Here is an 18,306-nt window from a genome sequence, read left to right on the forward strand (position 1 = left end):
GGGGGCATTCGATGACATTGCGTGACCATGCCATCCGCTACGGCTTCATCGTCCTTCTGGTCGGGCTGATCGCCTATTTCGCGATCGCCGCCGACGGTTTCGTCTCGCCGCAGAGCGCGGTTTTCATCTTCCAGTCTGTGGCCATCACCGGCGTGCTGGCGCTCGGCGTCACCGCGACGCTCGTCGTCGGCGGCTTCGACCTTTCGATCGGCTCGGTCGCCACCAGCGCCATGATGGCGGCCTCCTACGCCATGGTGGTGCTGGAGCAGAACGCGATCATTGCCGTCATCGCCTGCCTGGTGATCGGCGTGGTCGTCGGCCTGATCAACGGCTGGCTGATCGTCTATATGCGCGTGCCGGATCTGCTGGCGACGCTCGGCATGATGTTCCTGCTGCTCGGCCTGCAGCGCATCCCGACCGAGGGCCGCTCGATCGCTACCGGCATGACGATGCCCGACGGCTCGGTTGCCAACGGCAAGTTCTCAGAAGCCTTCCTGGCGCTCGGCCGCCACCGCATCGACTTCTTCATCCCGAGCCTCATCCCGGTCTCGGTGGTGGTGCTGATCGTGCTCGCGGTGCTCATCTGGTTCTTCCTCGAATACACCCGCTTCGGGCGCATGATGTATGCCGTCGGCAGCAACGAACGCGCCGCCGAACTCGCCGGCGCGCCTGTCAAGGCATACAAAATCTGGGCTTACGTCATTTCGGGAGTTTTTGCCTCGATCGGCGGGATTTTGCTCGCAGCCCGGCTTGGACGCGGCGATATCGCCTCGGGTAATAATCTCTTGCTCGACGCTGTCGCCGCGGCGCTTATCGGCTACGCGGTGCTCGGTGCCGCCAAGCCCAACGCCTTCGGCACGGCCGTCGGCGCGGTGTTCGTCGGCGTCCTGCTGCAAGGCCTGACGATGATGAACGCCCCTTACTACACGCAGGATTTCGTCAAGGGCGCCGTTCTCGTCGTCGCCCTTGTCTTCACCTTCGCCCTTTCCGGCAGGGGCAAGAGATAGTTTCGACCGGGGCATAAACAACGGAGGAAATCGACGTGAGCATCACAAGAAGACTTTTGGGGAAGGCCGCACTCGGCCTTGCGGGCGCGGCGCTGCTGATGCAGGGCACGGCACTGGCGGCGGATCGCCCCGCGCCGTTCGACAAGCCGGGCGTCAAGATCGCGCTGGTGCGGTACCTTTCGACCGGTGACTTCTTCCAGGCCTATCTCTCCGGCGTCGAGGCGCAGGCCAAGGCGCTCGGCGTCGACCTGCGCGTGCTGGACAGCCGCCAGGACGCCGCGCTCCAGGCCGACATGGTCGACCAGGCGATCGCGCTCGGCGTGCAGGGCATCATCATCCAGCACGGCCTGACGGAATCGATGAAGGACGCCGCCCAGCGCGCGGTCGACGCGGGCATCAAGGTCGTCGCCTTCGACGTCAATGTCGAGAACCCGAAGATCCCGCAGATCGAGCAGTCCGACCGCGACTTGGCAAAGCTCGCCCTCGAGCAGGCAGTCAAGGATAATGGCGAAAGCTGGAAGGCCGGCTATGTCTATGTCGCCGGCATCGCGCCGCTCGACCGCCGCAACGAGACCTGGGTGGATGTGAAGAAGAAGCATTCGGGCATCAGCGAAGTCGCCATGTTCGGCACGCTCGACAACCCGATCGCCAACTCGGTCGCCAACCAGGCCCGCTCGGTGCTGCAGGCGCATCCTGACATCAAGGTGATGTTCGCGCCCTATGACGAGTTCGCCAAGGGCGTGAAGATCGCCGTCGACGAGGCGGGGTTGAACAAGGGCATCAAGATCTACTCGGCCGACATCTCGACCTCCGACATTGCCGCGATGCGCGAGCCGGACAGCGCCTGGGCCGCCACCGCCGCCACCAACCCGGCCGTCGTCGGCCAGGTCTCGGTGCGCGCTCTTGCGCAACTGCTTGCCGGCGAGGACCCCGGCCACAACGTCATCGTGCCGCCGACGCTGATCACCCAGAAGGAGCTCATCGACAAGGACATCAAGAACATGGAGGACCTGTCGGCCAAGCTGCCGCAGTTCGCCCATGCCGATGTTGCGATGCCGGCCTGGATGCCGAACCCGAACGCCAAGTAAGCTCGGGCAGGATGGTATAGGAAAAGAGCGGCTCTCGGGCCGCTCTTTTTGCTCCTGCGGTCACTCAGGTCGATCGGGCGGCGCGGGCGAGGCCATGCGCCACCAGCCGGTCGATGACTTCCGGATAGCTGACGCCGCTCGCCGCCATTGCCTTGGCGTACATGCTGATGTCGGTAAAGCCCGGAATGGTATTGAGCTCGTTGATCAGGAACGTCATGTCCGGCCTCACGAAGAAGTCGACCCGGGCCATGGCATCGCAGCCCAGCGCCCGGAATGCCTTCGCCGCCGTCTCGCGGATATCGCTTTCGATCTTTCCGGGCAGCTCGGCGGGCACTTTCAGTGCCGCTCCGTCCTTGTCGATGTATTTGGCGTCATAGCTGTAGAAACCGTGGCTTTCCGCGGGCACGATCTCGCCGGGACGGGAGACGAACAGCCCTCCTTCCATGTCCTCCAGAACGCTGCACTCGATCTCGCGGCCGCGTATGAATTCCTCCGCCAGAAGCTTGCCGTCGTGCTTGAACCCTTCGGCGAGCGCTGACTGGTAGCCGTTTTCATCGGAGACTTTGCTGACTCCGACGGAGGAGCCCTGGCGCGCTGGTTTGATGAAGACCGGAAGCCCGAGCGCGCGTTCGATTTCCGCAAGGGCAGGCGCGGCCCCCGGCAGGATGGTGATGGACCGCGCAACCGGCAGGCCGGCCGCCTTCATGAGCCGCTTGGCGATGTCCTTGTCCAGCGCCGTAGCGGAACCCAGGATGCCGCAGCCGGCAAGCGGCACGCGCGCCACCTCCGCTAGGCCCTGCACGGCGCCATCCTCGCCATGCAGGCCATGCAGGACGGGAAACAGGATGTCGATTGCAGGCAGCTCGTGCGGCGGCCCGCCGGCCGGGACGGCCAGCATTCGTCCACGCCCGCCCGGCACCAGGCACACCTCCGTGCCGCTCGAAGGCCTCGCCAGCGCGTCGTCCTCGAAGCGGCTGAGCAGCCACTGCCCTTCGCGGGTCACGAAGATCGGGACGGCATCGTATCTCGCCGGCTCCAGCGCGAGCATGACGTTGGTCGCCGATAGCACCGACACGTCGTGCTCGGCGGACCGCCCGCCAAAGAGCACACCAATACGCTGTCTTTTCTCGGCCATCGATATCTCCACAATGGTCAGGGTCGGAAACCGACCGCGATGCCGCGCCGGGCGAAAAAGCGGTCGAAAGTGGCGAGCGGCAGCGTGACGTTCGCCTGGCTCGGCCGGTCGTGGCCGGACGGGTTGTGGAAGCGGATTTCCTCAGGCGAGGCTGCAGTCACCAGCACCAGATGCCCGCCCTTCGATGGCGGCTCGCGCTCGGGCCACAGGATCCCGGGATGCACTGAAGCGATGAAGTAACGCCATCTGGAAAGCAGTCCGGGCACCATGGCCATATCGACATTCGTCATCGTCTCCGCAAGCAGGCCGAAACGTTCGCCAACGAACCTGACGAAGGGTTCATAGATCAGCCCTTTGATCGACCGATCGCCTTCATTAACGACATAGCCGCCATAGGCGGTGCAGGAGCGGGCGAGCTCCATTGTAGGGTGGATTTCACCCCGCGCGGCGAGGATCATCTTCAGGCAGGCCATGCCGCAGACATTGACGGCCCAGCGCGCATAGTCCTCGACCGTATCCGCGCCGGAGTTGCGCCACAGCGGATCGCGATGCAGAGCCGACGGTCCCTCCGCCAAGAGCGGCAAAGTCATGCCAGGTGATTCCCACTGGCTGAAATAAGGCACTTCCCTGGATTGCATGCCGGCCCCAGCCTTGTGTTTCGCACGCGAGGCGCAAGGCACCCCATAAAGCTGTTCGAGCAATAAGCGAAGGATTTGAGCGGATTTTGGTCAGTTACGGCAGTTTTCCAGCAGAGGTGTGAAACTGGCTTCCATCCGGGAAACGCATCAGGACAGGAGGGAGAGAGCGGTTCGTCGTTCTCGTAAGTCGACGAACCGCCCCGGGGGATGTCTTTACGTCTTCAGCGCAGCGCCGCCGCGATGTTGCCGCCGTCCACCGTCGTCACGTCGGCGGTGGTGCGTTCGGCCAGCGCCTGGTGCAGGAAGGCCAGCGCCACGTCGTCGGCCGTCACTTCCTGTCCAAGCAGGTTGCCGGACATGTATTCCTTCTCCGAAACGCCGCGCGCGCCGGAGCGGCTGGCGATCATGGCGTCGGTCAGAAGCCCGGAGCGGATGCGGTCGGCGTTGACCGCATTGGAGCGGATGCCATGGGCACCGTAATCCAGCGCGTATTGCCTGGACAGGAACAGCGTGGCCGCCTTGGGCAGGCCGTAGGCGCCGAATTTCGGTCCGGGATTGACCGCCTGCTTGGAGGTGTTGAAGAGCAGCACGCCGCCCGTGCCCTGTTCGAGCATAATGCGCACCGCGTTCTGCGCCGCTGACTGATGGGCGAAGAAGTTGAGCTCGAAGCTCTTGCGCAAAGTGGCGTCGTCGAGCTCGCCGATCCGGCCCTCCCAGGCGGCTCCGGCATTCGAGACCAGGATGTCGACGCCGCCATAGACGGCTACCGCCTTGTCGAAGGCGGCGCGCATTTCGGCCGGGTTGGTGATGTCGGCGCCGACGCCGATCGAATTGTTGCCGGCCGCCTTCGCCGCTTCCGCGGCCTTGGCCGGATCGAGGTCGACGATGACGGCATGCGCGCCATTGGCCGCGAACAGCTTCGCCGTTGCGGCCCCGATCGCGCCGGCGCCGCCGGTGATCAGCACCACCTGGCCGGTCAGCGGCTTCGGCTTGTTCGAAGCGAGCTTCGCCTGCTCCAGCGACCAGTATTCGAGCGGGAAGAGGTCGGACTTGGACAGCGGCCGGAAATTGCCGATGGCTTCGGCGCCGCGCACCGCCTCGATCCACATCTCGCCGACATCGCAGGCGATTTTGGCATCCTTCAGCGTACGGCCATGGCCGAACATGCCGAGGCCGGGAACCAGCGTCAGCCGCGGCATCGGGTCGAGCATGGTGCGCTTGACGTCGTCCAGCGCGTCATTGGTCTCGAAATAGGCGCGGTAGTCCTTGGCGAAAGCCTCGACATGGCTGCGGATGATCGCCTTGTAGTCGCCGAGCTTGTCCGCGTCGGGAGCCGGCACTGCCATCGGCCCGGTCTTGATGCGGATCGACAGATCCGGCGTCGACACGCCGCGCCCGGCCAGCTCGGCGATCTTTGCCGAGTTGATGAAATCGACGATCGCGCCCGAAGTGCGGAAGTCGCTGATCATGCGGTCGAAGCGGCCTTCGCCGCGCGCCACCGCCACCGCGCCGCGCAGCATGGGCGCGATGTCGCTTGGCCTGGCGAGTTTCGTCGGCAGCGCCGCCTTGGCCGCCTTCGGCTTGCCGTTCTTGGCGACATACTCCTCGGCGGCGTTCACATAGTGGATCATCCGGTCATAGGCCTGCCTGGCATCGTCGCCGAAGGTGAAGATGCCGTGCTTGTCGAGGATCAGGCCCTCGACGCTCGGATCGGCGTCGAAAACCTCGGCCGCGGCCTTGGCGAGGTCGAAGCCCGGCTTGATGTAGGGCACGTAGCCCAGTTTGTGGCCGAACACCGTCTTCACCAGCGCCTTGCTGTCCGCCTGGTCGACGATGGCAAGGATCGCGGTCGAATGCGTGTGGTCGACGAACTTGTGCGGCAGGAAGGCGTGCAGGAGTGTTTCGACCGACGGGTTGGGGGAGGCGGGGTCGATGAGGTTGGAGCGCTGCAGCGCAACCATGTCCTCGTCGGAGAGCGTGTCCAGCGCGCGCGCCTTGAGTAGCGCGCCCATCTTCACCGCCGGCAGGCCTTGCGGCTCGATGACGGCCATGTCCCAGCCGCTGCCCTTGACGCAGAGCACGTCCCATTCGTCGCCGACCAGGTCGGTGGCCTTGGTCTTGCAGGAGGTGTTGCCGCCGCCATGCAGCACCAGCCGCGGCTCGCCGCCGAGCAGGCGGGTCGTATAGACGCGCAACGCGAGGTCGCCGCCGATGCCTTTCTTTGCATAGTCGGCAACCATCTTTTCCGCGTCGGCGTCATTCCAAAGGTTCTTCATTTCGTCCGTCCGATGTTGGTCTTTTTGTTGCTCATGAACAGAAGCCGCGACGTCTTGATGACAGAAGGCGGCGAGGGTGGCTTTTTAGGAGGCCTTTTTGGTTGCCGCCCCAGCGTCTTCCAGAAGGCGCTCGGCCATATGCGCGCCGACCACCAGATGCGTGCAGAGTCCGCCGGCGATTGCCGCCAGAAGCGGCTCGAACTTGCTGTCCTCCTGCACCACCATCAGCCGCTTCCCGATGGCGCGCAGCGAGGCGAGCTCGGCGGAAATGACCCGCCGGTTGTAGCTGCAGTCGAGCACTTCGCCCTGGTCGTCGATGATCTGCCCGGCAATGACGCCGGCTGCGCCTTGCCTGCGCAGGGCGGCCATTTCGGCCGGCGTCAGCGCGCCGCATTTCACCAGATGGCTGTCGGCATCGACGGCGCCGACGGAATAGAGCGCGAGATCGCAGTCGCCGATGCCTGCCAATTGGTCGCGGATCACCGGCTCGGCGCGCAGGCCTTGCGCCAGCTCCTCGGTCGACAGCACCAGCGGCGCGTAGAAGTTCAGGCCCTTGGCATTGAGCCGCCGCGCGATCTCCATCGTGCACTGGTCGGGCCGATAGGAATAAGGCGCGCCGAGATTGCCGCAGAGCTGCACTACGGTGACGTCCTGCAGGTCGGCATAGGACATGATGTCGGCGATGGTATAGACGGTGCGACCCCAGGCGACGCCGATGCGGTCGCCTTTCTTCACCAGTTCGAGGAAGACGCTTGCCGCCAGCACCGCGATGTCGGTCGAGGGATCGGCGACATAGGCGTTTTCCGGCGCGATCCAGACCGCGTCGAGCTTGAAGGCGTCCTCCAGCCGGCGCGCCATGACGTCGTCGGTGAAAAGCTGCGTCGAGGTCGAGATGTTGACGATGCCGGTCTCGCGCGCCTTGCGTAGATACATAGCGACCGATGCGCGCGAAATCTTGAGCTGGTTCGCCACTTCGTCCTGGCGAAGGCCATGGGCATAGTAAAGCCAGGCGGCCTTGTGGATGAGCTGTTCTGCCGGTCGGATTGCCATGCCGCCTCCTTCGGCTGACATTAGTCACGGCTCTCGACAAAAGTCAAATCAGGGCGACGAGGCGCAATCGCCTACCGGAACGGCCTGATCGAGACGAGCATTCTAGCGGACGTGCATATCATAGCATTTCCCGGTCGTTCGGGGGGATGGCATGATCGCGGGCATGCGGCTAGAAAACTGGAAAAGACTTTTGGGGAGGATGGGATGGCCAATCCCTATGAACAGGATCTCGACAGGAACGCCGCCAATCATCAGCCGCTGACGCCGCTCACCTATCTAGAACGCGCGGCCAAGACCTATCCCGATCATGTCGCCATCATCCACGGCAGCCAGCGCATCTCCTACCGCGATTTCTGGCGCCGCTCGCTGAAGCTCGCCTCGGCGCTGTCGAAGCACGGCATCGGCAAGGGTGATACGGTGACAGTGATGCTGTCGAACACGCCGCCGATGCTGGAAGCGCATTTCGGCGTGCCGATGGTGAAGGCGGTGCTGCATTCGCTGAACACGCGCCTCGACGCCGCCGTCATCGCCTTCCAGCTCGACCATGCCGACACCAAGGTGCTGATCGTCGACCGCGAGTTCTCGGGCGTCGTGAAGCAGGCGCTGGCGCAGGCCAGGGTGAAGCCATTGGTCATCGACTATGACGATCCGGACTACGCTACTGATGCGCCCTATCCGAAGGGCGAGCGGATCGGCACGGCTGATTATGAGGACTTCGTCAGAGCTGGCGACGAGGCTTTCGCCTGGTCGATGCCGGACGACGAATGGGACGCCATCTCGCTCAACTACACGTCGGGCACCACCGGCAATCCGAAGGGCGTCGTCTACCATCATCGCGGCGCGGCGCTGATGGCCTACACCAACACCATCCATGCCGGCATGGCCAAGCACGCCGTCTATCTCTGGACGCTGCCGATGTTCCATTGCAACGGCTGGTGCTTCCCCTGGACTTTAGCCGTGCAGGCCGGGACCCATGTCTGCCTGCGCTGGGTGCGGGCTAAGCCGATGTATGACGCCATCGCCGACCACGGCGTCACCCATCTCTGCGGCGCGCCGATCGTCATGTCGGTGCTGATCAACGCCAGTGACGAGGACAAGCGCCAGTTCGGACAGACCGTCACCTTCAACACCGCAGCCGCCCCGCCGCCGGAAGCGGTGCTTTCCGGCATGGCCGATGCCGGTTTCGCCGTCACCCACCTCTACGGCCTGACCGAGACCTACGGGCCGGCCGTCGTCAACGAATGGCACAACGAGTGGGACGAGTTGGAGAAGGGACCGCGGACGGCGAAGAAGGCGCGCCAAGGCGTGCGCTACGCCGCGCTCGAAGCGCTCACGGTGATGAACCCCGAGACGATGACGGAGACGCTGGCCGACGGCGAGACCATCGGCGAGGTCATGTTCCGCGGCAACATCGTCATGAAGGGCTATCTGAAGAACCGCAAGGCGACCGACGAGGCCTTCGCCGGCGGCTGGTTCCATTCCGGCGATCTCGGCGTCATGCACCCGGACGGCTACATCCAGCTCAAGGACCGCTCCAAGGACATCATCATCTCGGGCGGCGAGAACATCTCCTCGATCGAGGTCGAGGACGCGCTCTACAAGCACCCTTCCGTCGCTTCCTGCGGCGTCGTCGCCCGCGCCGACGAGAAATGGGGTGAGGTGCCCGTCGCCTATGTCGAGCTGAAGCCCGGCAAGACTGCGACCGAGGCCGAGATCATCGAGCATTGCCGCGGCCTGCTCGCCCGCTTCAAGGTGCCGAAGGCGGTGGTGTTCGCCGAAATCCCTAAGACGTCGACGGGGAAGATCCAGAAGTTCCGGTTGAGGGAAATGGCGAAGGGGCTGTAGCTCGGCGAGGCGAAATACATCGACGTCGGCAGGACAGTGGGGGGCGCGAAGGATCGCGGCGCCGGAAGTATACCTCCCTTTTCCCTTCTACGTTCCAGCCCCACTGTCACCATCTGTCACCATTTTGTACGCGTACATCGATTCCGCGTTGACTCTTCGCTCTTTTCGATTTACGAGTGACGAAAATTGAAATTCATCACTCGTCAAACGAAAGAGCCATGTCAGAAGCCGCCAACATCGTGGCCGACCCCGCCAGACAGGAGAATGTGACGCGCATTCTCGACTGCGCCGAGCGCCTGTTCCGGCACTACGGCTACGGCAAGACCAACGTCGCCGACATTGCCCGTGAGCTCGGCATGTCGCCGGCCAATATCTACCGCTTCTTCGCCTCCAAGGTGGAAATCCACCAGGCCGTCTGCGGTCGCATGCTCGGCGCCAGCTACGCGATGGCCTATGAGATTTCGCGGCTGCCGCTCAGCGCCGAGGAGCGTCTGCGGCGCTACGTGCACGCCCAGTACAAGATGACGCTCGAAGTCATGCTCGACGACCAGAAAGTGCATGAGATGGTCATCGTCGCGCTCGAGCGCGACTGGGGCGTGATCGACAAGCATGTCGATCGCATCCACGATCTGCTGGCGGACGTGATCCGCGAGGGCATCGAAGCCGGCGAGTTCAGGAAACAGGATCCGGTGATCGCTTCGCGCTGCTTCGGCGCCTCGACCATCATCCTTTGTCATCCGCAGATGGTCGCGCAGTGCCTTGCCAAGACCAATCGGGCGATGCCCGACGACCTCATCGACTACGCAATCAAAGCTTTGAAATAGCCGCCGCCCGCCGGGTGCCGGTCGACATTCTCCAGTTCGGGAGTGCTAAGGTGTCTTTGTCCAATTCCATCCTCCGCAGGCTGCCGGCTGCCGGCATCATCGTCACGGCGCTCGGGCTTGCCGGCTGTAGCCAGGAGAAGGCGGCCGTCGTCCAGGAAGTCGTCCGGCCGGTCAAGGTCGTCGAGATCGGCGAGGCTCAGACCACCCGCCAGCTCGATTATTCCGGCTCGGTGCGCGCCCGCACCGAAATGAATCTCGGCTTCCGCATTGCCGGCAAGGTCACCGAACGTCTCGTCGACATCGGCCAGCATGTGAATGCCGGCGACGTGCTCGCCCACATCGACCCTTCCGACTACGAACTGTCGGTGAAGAGCGCTGAGGCGAGCCTCGACGCCGCCGAGCGCCAGGTCGAGACGGTCGATCTCGCCAAGAAGCGCGCCGAGCAGCTCTATGCCAAAAATTTCGCGCCCAAGTCGCAGCTCGATCAGGCGACGCTGAGCTATGATCAGGCGGTAGCATCCCGCGATGCGGCCCGCTCGGCGCTTGCCCAGGCGCAGAACCAGGTCCACTACACCGACCTCAAGGCCAGCAAGGCCGGCATCGTCACCGCCACCTCCGCCGATATCGGTCAGGTGGTCGCCGCCGGCACGCCGGTAATGACGGTTGCCGTCGACGGCGAGAAGGAAGTGCTGATCGCGGTGCCGGAGATGGACATCGCCGGCTTCCGGCCGGGCAAGGAGGTCAAGGCGAGCTTCTGGTCGGATGATGCGCTCGCTCTCAACGGCAAGGTCCGCGAGGTCGCCGGCAGCGCCGATCCGCAGTCGCGCACTTTCGCTGTCCGGGTTTCGCTCCCCAACGACCCGCGCGTGCTGCTTGGCATGACAGCCAATGTCGCAGCGACGGTAGGCAGCAAGGCTGAGCTCGTTTCGATCCCGCTGACCGCCATGGCTGAGAAGGACGGCAAGAAGATTGTCTGGACGGTCGACCGCGCCAACGCCACGGTCCATCCTCGCCCGATCAAGATTGCCAATTTCACCGCCGATGGCGTCGCCGTAGCCGATGGCCTGAAGCAGGGCGATGTGGTGGTTGCCGCGGGCACTCAGTTCATGACCGAGAACTTGAGGGTCAAGTTTTCCGGCGACGTTACCCAGCAATCCGCTTCGGCGGAGGATGACGTCGCCGCCACCAGCAGTCTTCGCTAACGCGAGGCACACGAACGCCTTTCCCGCCCTCGCTGCGCGAGCCGCGAGCCGGGAAGGGCATGGGTTCCGGGCGGCGAGTGCGCCCGATCGACGAGACGCGGCGTGTTGGTATCCCCCGCGCCACGGCCGCGTCCAGCGCGATTGCGAGTCTCTCTCCGCTTGAGGTGCTCGCCGCCCGGAAGCCCGACCCCGAATTCACGATTAGATGGCAAGCGTGCCTTGCCAACCGAATTGGACTGGACTTGCGCCATGACCACCGACAGCACCACTGAAAAGCGGCCCTTCAATCTCTCGCGCTGGGCGATCGGACATCCGAGCATCGCGCGGTTTCTGTTCGGCCTGATCATCCTTGCCGGCGCGCTCGGGCTGATGCGCATGGGCCAGAAGGAAGATCCGGACTTCACCTTCCGCGTCATGGTGGTGCAGGCGATCTGGCCGGGCGCCTCGATCCAGGACATGGAGGACCAGGTCGTCAACAAGATCGAGCGCAAGCTGCAGGAAACGCCGCATCTCGATTTCGTGCGCTCCTATACCCGCGCCGGCAGCGCCATCATCACCTTGCAGGTCAAGGGCGACACCAATGCCGAGGAGGTGAAGGACGCCTTTTACCAGGTGCGCAAGAAGGTCGGCGACATCGCCAACGAACTGCCGCAGGGATTGCTCGGCCCCTATTTCAACGATGAGTTCGGCGACACCTTCATCACGCTGCATTCGATCAGCGGCGACGGCTTCACCTATCCGGAGCTGAAGAAATTCGCCATCCAGGCACGCGACATGCTGTTGACGACGCCCGGCGTCGAGAAGGCCGTCATCATCGGCGACCAGCCCGAGAAGATCTATATCGACGTCTCGTCCAAGGCGCTCGCCGAGCGCGGCCTGACCATCCTCGACCTGCAAAACGCTGTGAAAGGGCAGAACGCCGTCGATCCGGCGGGTTCGGTCGACACCGGCCTGCGCTCGGTCCGCATCTCCGTCGAGGGCGATGTCGCCAAGGCGGCCGACATCCGCGAACTTCGGCTGCGGGCCGGCAACCAGGTGACGCGGCTTGGCGACATTGCCACCGTCACCTCCGGCCTCGAGGACCCCTACCAGCGCAAGTACCGCTTCAACGGCCACGAGAGCGTCCAGGTCGGCGTCGTCATGGCCAAGGGCTTCAACGTTCGCGATGTCGGCAAGGATGTCGAGGCGACCTACAAGCGCTTCGAGGAAGGGCTGCCTTACGGCGTTGCCGTCGACCAGATTTCCGACCAGCCCGAGGTCGTCAAGGATGCCGTGAACGAGTTCATGGAGGCACTCGGCGAAGCGCTTCTGATCGTGCTCGTCGTCTCGTTCCTGTCGATCGGCTGGCGCTCCGGCCTGGTGATCGCGATCGCCATCCCGCTGGTTTTAGCCGCCACCTTCGCCATCATGTACGAGATCGGCATCGACCTGCAGCGCATCTCGCTCGGCGCCCTCATCATCGCGCTCGGCCTATTGGTCGACGATGCCATGATCGTCGTCGAGATGATGGAGCGAAAGCTGGAGGAGGGGCTGGTCAAGATCGAGGCGGCAAGCTTTGCCTACTCCTCGACCGCCTTCCCGATGCTCACCGGCACGCTGATCACCACAGCTGGCTTCATTCCGGTCGGCTTTGCAGCTTCTACAGCCGGTGAATATGTGCGCACGCTGTTCTACGTCGTCGGCATCGCGCTGGTCGTGTCGTGGTTCGTCGCGGTCTATTTCACGCCGTGGCTGGGCTACATGATCCTGAAGCAGCGCAAGCATGCCGGCACCCATCACGATGTCTTCGACACGCGCTTCTACCGGCGGCTCCGCGCTACGGTCACCTGGGCCGTGCGCCATCGCATCATCGTGCTGGTGATGACGCTGGTCACCTTCGCCACCAGCCTGTGGGCCTTCCAGTTCATTCCTCAGAACTTCTTCCCGCAGTCTTCGCGTCCCGAGATCCTGGTCGATCTCTGGCTGCCGGAAGGCACCTCAATCAAGGAGGTCGAGACGCAGGCCAAGGCGCTGGAAGCCAGGATGATGGACGATTCTGACAAGCGCTTCATCGCCACCTATATCGGCGAAGGCGCGCCGCGCTTCTTCCTACCGCTCGACCAGCAGCTCAGGAACCCGAACTTCGCCCAGCTCCTGGTGATGGCCAAGGACGAGCCGGCGCGCGAGCGGCTGATCGTCAAGATGCGCAAGATTCTCGCCGAGGACTTCCCCTCGATCCGCGCCAAGGTCGACCGCCTGTTCCTTGGGCCGCCGACCGGCTGGCCGGTGCAGATGCGCGTCATGGGCCCGGACCGCCAGGAGGTGCGCCGCATCGCCGACGAGGTGAAAGCGCGGTTCCAGGCCAATCCGCTGCTCGGCGCCGTCCATGACGACTGGCTGGAGCCGGTGCCGGCGATGAAGCTGGTGATCGACCAGGATCGCGCCCGGGCGCTGGGCGTCACTTCGCAGCGCATCCGCCAGATGCTGCAGGCCACCATGTCCGGCGCGCCGCTCGACGACTTCCGCGACGGCGAGGAGACGGTCTCGATCGTCGCCCGAGAGCCGGAAGCGAGCCGTCATCTGCTCTCTTCGGTCGACTCCGTCTACATCCCGACCGACTTCGGCGGCTCGGTGCCGCTGTCGCAGGTGGCCAAGGTCGTGCCCGTCATGGAGCAGGGCATCGAATGGCGGCGCGACCGCCTGCCGACCATCAGCGTGCGCGCCACGTTGCCGGACGGCGTGCAGTCGAACGATGTCGTCACCAAGATGTACAATGACATGAAGGACCTTCGGGCGGGCCTGGCGCCCGGCTACAAGGTCGAGATCCAGGGCGGCGCCGAAGATTCGGCCGAGAGCCAGGCCTCGATTGCGGCCAAGGCGCCGATCATGCTCGCCATCATCGTCATATTGCTGATGGTCCAGCTGCAGCATTTCGGCAAGTCGATGCTGGTGCTGGCCACCGGTCCGCTGGGCATCATCGGCGCCGCCGCGGCGCTCCTGATCAGCGGCGCGCCGTTCGGCTTCGTCGCCATCCTCGGCGTCATCGCGCTGCTCGGCATCATCATGCGCAACTCGATCATCCTCGTCGACCAGATCGACCAGGACATCGCGACGGGCATGGAGCGATCGGAGGCGATCGTCGGCGCCGCCGTGCGCCGCTTCCGGCCGATCATGCTGACGGCGCTCACCGCCGTGCTGGCGCTGATCCCGATCTCGCGCGCCGTCTTCTGGGGCCCGCTGGCCTATGCCATGATGGGCGGCATCCTGGTCGCGACCGTGCTCACCATCCTGGTGCTGCCGGCAGGCTATGCCCTGTTCTTCGCCCGCGAGCCCAAGAAGGCCAAGACCGACGAGCAGGCGCCCGAACCGGAACAGATCGAAGGCATCGAAAGACCGCAGCTGGCGCTCGCTGCGGAATAGAGCATGATCCCGAAATGTGCGCAGCGGTTTTGCTTCGCTGACCTGCGGTTTGGAAAAGATCATGCTGAAACAAGAAGCGGGATGACGGTTTGAAGAAAAGTCATCCCGATTTGAAGGTGGCAACCTCGGGTCATCCGCCATCGGCGAAAGCCGGTGGCGGATGATGCGCATCGCGCTCTGCGGCGCGCGAAAATTGCTCCCCGGCAGCGGCCAGGCAAAACAGAATTCCTTTTCAGCGGGCCGCCGCAGTCCGATCCTATGCTGATAGGGAGCGGCAACGCTCACCATTGCTGGATCACTTCGCATGGCTGAAAAAAAGCAACTGCATCTCGGCGCCTTCATGCGCCCCGTCAGTCTCCATACCGGCGCATGGCGCTATCCCGGCGCCTATCCCGACGCCAACTTCAACTTCGCCCATCTGAGGCGTTTCGCGCAGACCCTCGAAGCGGCGAAGTTCGACGCCTTCTTCATGGCCGACCATCTGGCCGTGCTCAACATGCCGATCGAGGCGCTGCGGCGAAGCCATACGGTAACCTCCTTCGAGCCGTTCACGCTGTTGTCGGCGCTTGCCGCCGTCACCGATCATATCGGCCTGGTCGCCACCGCCTCGACGACCTTCGACGCGCCCTACCACATCGCGCGCCGCTTCGCTTCGCTGGACCATATCAGCGGCGGCCGCGCCGGATGGAACATCGTGACGACGTCGAACCCCGACGCTGCGCTGAATTTCGGCCTCGACGAGCATGTCGAGCACGACGAGCGCTACCATAGGGCGCGTGAATTCTACGATGTCGTGACCGGGCTGTGGGACAGCTTCGCCGACGATGCGTTTGTCCGCGATGCCGAAAGCGGACTCTATTTCGACCCTTCAAGACTGCGGGTGTTGGCGCACAAGGGAGAGCATCTGTCGGTGCGCGGACCGCTCAACATCGCCCGGCCGATTCAGGGCTGGCCGGTCATCGTGCAAGCCGGCGCTTCGGAGGCGGGGCGGCAACTCGCGGCGGAAACCGCCGAAGTCATCTTCGCGGCTCCGCCTGATCTCGCGTCCGGCCAGCGTTTCTTTGCTGATGTCAAAGGGCGGGCGCAGAAGTTTGGCCGCTCGCGTGACGACATAAAGATCCTGCCTGGTGCTTTCGTGATTGTTGGCGACAGCGTCGAGGAAGCACGCGCCAAGCGGGCAAAGCTCGACAGTCTCGTCTACTACGAAAGCGGCATCGCCTCGCTGTCCATCGCTCTCGGCCATGACGCGTCCGCCTTCGATCCCGACGGTCCATTGCCCGAAATCCCTGAAACAAACGCCTCGAAGAGCAGCCGCGAGCGCGTTGTCGAACTGGCGCGGAGGGAAAACCTGACGGTCCGCCAGCTTGCCCAGCGGCTTGGCGGCTATTCGGGCCTCGCCTTTGTCGGCACGCCGAAGACCATCGCCGACGAGATGGAGGCGTGGCTGCTTGCGGAAGGCTCCGACGGGTTCAACGTCATGTTCCCCTACCTTCCCGCCGGGCTCGACGACTTCGTCGAGAAGGTGGTGCCGGAACTGCAGCGGCGCGGCATATTCAGGCGGCAGTATGAGGGATCGACGCTGCGCGAGAATCTCGGCCTGAAGCGGCCGCCCAACCGGTTCTTCGAGGTAACGGGCGAGGCCGTTCGCAGGGCCGGCTGACCGCCGTCAGCCTAGCTCCTCGGAATGCGCGATCGCCACGCCGTATTCGGCGGCCGCATCGAGCATGGTGTGCCACAGGCTCTCGGCGAAGGTCGCGAAGACCAAGAGGTTGAATACGGCCTGGCCGTCAGTTCGGTCCTTGCCGCGCCAGAGCGTGACGGCAAACGCATCGCGCTGCGCGTCGGAATGATAGAGGTTGATGACGCCGCGCTGGCTGACCATCGCGTTGTAGTTGAGATCCTGCTCCATCAACTCCCACAGCTTCATCGACAACTCGTAGAAGCCGACATTGCCGGGCAGGCCGTAATTGGAGCGGATGATGGTGGTGTTGCGGCCGGCATTGCCGGAGCCGATCCAGCCCTTCTCCAGCACCGCCACGTTTCGGATTCCGTACTCGCGGGCAAGGAAGTAGGCCGTCGCCAGGCCATGACCGCCGCCGCCGATGATCACCACGTCATAGCGGCTCTTGGGTGCCGGATCGCGCCAGGTGGGCTTCCAGGTCTTGTGGCCGGAGAGGGCGGCGCGGGCGAGCGAGAAGTTCGAGTATTTCATATTCATTCCGAGGCCGCTCGCCCCCAACACCGAACCTTTCTTATCGCAGCGGATTCACCGTCCGGTGCCTTAGATGTCCAGCGTGTGGTCGCGCTCCCACTGCGTGAAGTGCGAAGCATAGGAATTCCATTCCTGCTGCTTCAGCTTTAGATATGCCGACGAAAATTCCTCACCCAGCGCCGTCTTCAACGATTTGTCGTTGTCGAACTCGCGCAGCGCGTCGAGCAGATTGAGCGGCAGTTTCGGCGCGTCCGTCACGGTATGGCCGAACTGGTACATGTCGATGTCGTAGCGCTTGCCCGGATCGGCCTTCGAGCGGATGCCGTCGAGGCCGGCGGCGATGATCACCGCCTGCAGCAGATAGGGGTTGGCGGCGCCATCGGGCAGGCGCAGCTCGAAGCGGCCGGGGCCAGGCACGCGCACCATGTGGGTGCGGTTGTTGCCGGTCCAGGTCACCGTGTTCGGCGCCCAGGTCGCGCCCGAGATGGTACGCGGCGCGTTGATGCGCTTGTAGGAATTGACCGTCGGGTTGGTGATCGCCGCAAGTGCGGAAGCATGCTTCATGATGCCGCCGAGGAAGTTCCTGCCCTTGGCGGACAGGCCGAGTTCCTGCGAATTGTCGGCGAAGACATTGGTCCTGCCGGTCTCGTCCCACACCGAGATGTGCGCATGACAGCCATTGCCGGTCAGGCCCTGGAACGGCTTGGGCATGAAGGTAGCGCGCAGGCCGTGCTTTTCGGCGATCGACTTCACCATGAACTTGAAGAAGGAGTGCTTGTCTGCGGTCGCCAGCGCGTGGTCGAAGGTCCAGTTCATCTCGAACTGGCCGTTGGCGTCCTCATGGTCGTTCTGGTACGGGCCCCAGCCGAGCGTCAGCATATGGTCGCAGATTTCGGCGATGACATCGTAGCGGCGCATTACCGCCTGTTGGTCGTAGCAGGGTTTCGACGCGGTGTCGTACTGGTCGGAGATGGCGCTGCCGTCCGGCGAGATCAGGAAGAACTCCGCCTCGATGCCGGTCTTGACATGCATGCCGTCGCGGGCGGCTTCCTCGATCACCCGCTTCAGCGTGTTGCGCGGCGCCTGCTCGACCAGTTTGTCATCCATGACGCAGGTGGCAGCCACCCAGGCGACCTCAGGCTTCCAGGGTAGCTGGATGACCGAATCCGGATCCGGCACCGCCAGCATGTCGGGGTGCGCCGGCGTCAGATCGAGCCAGGTTGCGAAGCCGGCAAAACCGGCGCCCTCCTTCTGCATGCCGCCGATCGCCTGAGCCGGCACCAGCTTGGCGCGCTGCCCGCCGAACAGGTCGGTGTAGGAGATCATGAAATATTTGACGCTTTTCGCCCTTGCGAATTCTGCAAGATCATTAGTCACATCAGTTCCCCATTTTTTGTCGGCCATGGCCCAAGGCATATGGGTCTTGGCCCTTCATTGATCAGAAGCCGTTCTTCCCCGGTATCCAGTTGGTCCCCGCGAGCGGCACACCGGCCATGGCCGCCGCCTCGATCGAAAGCGCGCAGAGATCTTCCGGCTCGAGATTGTGCAGGTGATTTTTGCCGCAGGCGCGGGCAATCGTCTGCGCTTCCAGCGTCATCACCTTGAGGTAGTTCGCCAGCCGTCGTCCGGC

12 protein-coding genes and 2 pseudogenes are annotated in these 18,306 nt (G+C 64.0%); 7 read left to right on the top strand and 7 right to left on the bottom strand.

The features are described 5' to 3' along the window. Window positions 1-11: 11 nt before the first annotated feature. Together RFN28_RS30800 and RFN28_RS30805 are read left to right on the top strand one after the other, a co-directional pair. Window positions 12-1,007, top strand: a complete 996-nt coding sequence (locus RFN28_RS30800) for an ABC transporter permease (RefSeq protein WP_320290920.1) — start codon at window positions 12-14, stop codon at window positions 1,005-1,007. A 35-nt stretch (window positions 1,008-1,042) separates the two neighbouring features. Beyond that, the gene (locus RFN28_RS30805; RefSeq protein WP_320290909.1) at window positions 1,043-2,095 is read left to right on the top strand and encodes a substrate-binding domain-containing protein; all 1,053 of its coding nucleotides are present in this window, start codon (window positions 1,043-1,045) and stop codon (window positions 2,093-2,095) included. 64 nt (window positions 2,096-2,159) lie between these two features. Here RFN28_RS30805 and RFN28_RS30810 read toward each other — a convergent pair whose 3' ends face one another. The 4 genes from RFN28_RS30810 to RFN28_RS30825 form a co-directional block, all read right to left on the bottom strand. After that, window positions 2,160-3,230 (bottom strand): D-alanine--D-alanine ligase family protein, encoded by a 1,071-nt coding sequence (locus RFN28_RS30810; protein ID WP_430679262.1) that lies wholly within the window; start codon window positions 3,228-3,230, stop codon window positions 2,160-2,162. Between the two features lie 17 nt (window positions 3,231-3,247). After that, window positions 3,248-3,868, bottom strand: a complete 621-nt coding sequence (locus RFN28_RS30815; protein ID WP_320290910.1) for a C39 family peptidase — start codon at window positions 3,866-3,868, stop codon at window positions 3,248-3,250. A gap of 221 nt (window positions 3,869-4,089) precedes the next feature. Further along, entirely contained in the window at window positions 4,090-6,144 is a 2,055-nt protein-coding gene (locus tag RFN28_RS30820) for a bifunctional aldolase/short-chain dehydrogenase (protein WP_320290911.1), read from the bottom strand. Between the two features lie 84 nt (window positions 6,145-6,228). Continuing rightward, complete coding sequence (locus RFN28_RS30825; protein WP_320290912.1) at window positions 6,229-7,194, bottom strand: sugar-binding transcriptional regulator; 966 nt, start codon at window positions 7,192-7,194, stop codon at window positions 6,229-6,231. 204 nt (window positions 7,195-7,398) lie between these two features. Here RFN28_RS30825 and RFN28_RS30830 point away from each other — a divergent pair, with 204 nt between their 5' ends. From RFN28_RS30830 to RFN28_RS30850, 5 genes are all read left to right on the top strand, one after another. Next, complete coding sequence (locus RFN28_RS30830) at window positions 7,399-9,039, top strand: acyl-CoA synthetase (protein WP_320290913.1); 1,641 nt, start codon at window positions 7,399-7,401, stop codon at window positions 9,037-9,039. A gap of 218 nt (window positions 9,040-9,257) precedes the next feature. Continuing rightward, the gene (locus RFN28_RS30835) at window positions 9,258-9,863 is read left to right on the top strand and encodes a TetR/AcrR family transcriptional regulator (RefSeq protein ID WP_320290914.1); all 606 of its coding nucleotides are present in this window, start codon (window positions 9,258-9,260) and stop codon (window positions 9,861-9,863) included. Between the two features lie 68 nt (window positions 9,864-9,931). Next, window positions 9,932-11,065: an efflux RND transporter periplasmic adaptor subunit gene (locus tag RFN28_RS30840; protein WP_430679267.1), complete on the top strand. Its 1,134-nt coding sequence runs from the start codon at window positions 9,932-9,934 to the stop codon at window positions 11,063-11,065. 249 nt (window positions 11,066-11,314) lie between these two features. Then, window positions 11,315-14,464 (top strand): efflux RND transporter permease subunit, encoded by a 3,150-nt coding sequence (locus tag RFN28_RS30845; protein ID WP_320290916.1) that lies wholly within the window; start codon window positions 11,315-11,317, stop codon window positions 14,462-14,464. Between the two features lie 304 nt (window positions 14,465-14,768). After that, window positions 14,769-16,124, top strand: a complete 1,356-nt coding sequence (locus RFN28_RS30850; protein ID WP_320290917.1) for an LLM class flavin-dependent oxidoreductase — start codon at window positions 14,769-14,771, stop codon at window positions 16,122-16,124. A gap of 24 nt (window positions 16,125-16,148) precedes the next feature. Here RFN28_RS30850 and RFN28_RS30855 read toward each other — a convergent pair. The 3 genes and pseudogenes from RFN28_RS30855 to RFN28_RS30865 all read right to left on the bottom strand — a co-directional run. Further along, window positions 16,149-16,676, bottom strand: a pseudogene (locus RFN28_RS30855) (FAD-dependent oxidoreductase); the annotation flags it as partial. A 69-nt stretch (window positions 16,677-16,745) separates the two neighbouring features. Then, entirely contained in the window at window positions 16,746-18,053 is a 1,308-nt protein-coding gene (gene glnT / locus RFN28_RS30860; RefSeq protein WP_320290918.1) for a type III glutamate--ammonia ligase, read from the bottom strand. A 61-nt stretch (window positions 18,054-18,114) separates the two neighbouring features. Continuing rightward, a pseudogene (locus RFN28_RS30865) lies at window positions 18,115-18,306 on the bottom strand (FMN-binding glutamate synthase family protein); the annotation flags it as partial.

Source organism: Mesorhizobium album (genome assembly GCF_033977205.1).
Taxonomy (GTDB): domain Bacteria; phylum Pseudomonadota; class Alphaproteobacteria; order Rhizobiales; family Rhizobiaceae; genus Mesorhizobium; species Mesorhizobium album.

Bases quoted from the DNA above. Each gene is read 5' to 3' on its own strand.
- RFN28_RS30850 (WP_320290917.1), top strand. From the start codon at position 14,769: ATGGCTGAAAAAAAGCAACTGCATCTCGGCGCCTTCATGCGCCCCGTC.
- RFN28_RS30845 (WP_320290916.1), top strand. From the start codon at position 11,315: ATGACCACCGACAGCACCACTGAAAAGCGGCCCTTCAATCTCTCGCGC.
- RFN28_RS30810 (WP_430679262.1), bottom strand. From the start codon at position 3,230: ATGGCCGAGAAAAGACAGCGTATTGGTGTGCTCTTTGGCGGGCGGTCC.
- RFN28_RS30830 (WP_320290913.1), top strand. From the start codon at position 7,399: ATGGCCAATCCCTATGAACAGGATCTCGACAGGAACGCCGCCAATCAT.
- RFN28_RS30800 (WP_320290920.1), top strand. From the start codon at position 12: ATGACATTGCGTGACCATGCCATCCGCTACGGCTTCATCGTCCTTCTG.
- RFN28_RS30820 (WP_320290911.1), bottom strand. From the start codon at position 6,144: ATGAAGAACCTTTGGAATGACGCCGACGCGGAAAAGATGGTTGCCGAC.
- RFN28_RS30815 (WP_320290910.1), bottom strand. From the start codon at position 3,868: ATGCAATCCAGGGAAGTGCCTTATTTCAGCCAGTGGGAATCACCTGGC.
- RFN28_RS30835 (WP_320290914.1), top strand. From the start codon at position 9,258: ATGTCAGAAGCCGCCAACATCGTGGCCGACCCCGCCAGACAGGAGAAT.
- RFN28_RS30825 (WP_320290912.1), bottom strand. From the start codon at position 7,194: ATGGCAATCCGACCGGCAGAACAGCTCATCCACAAGGCCGCCTGGCTT.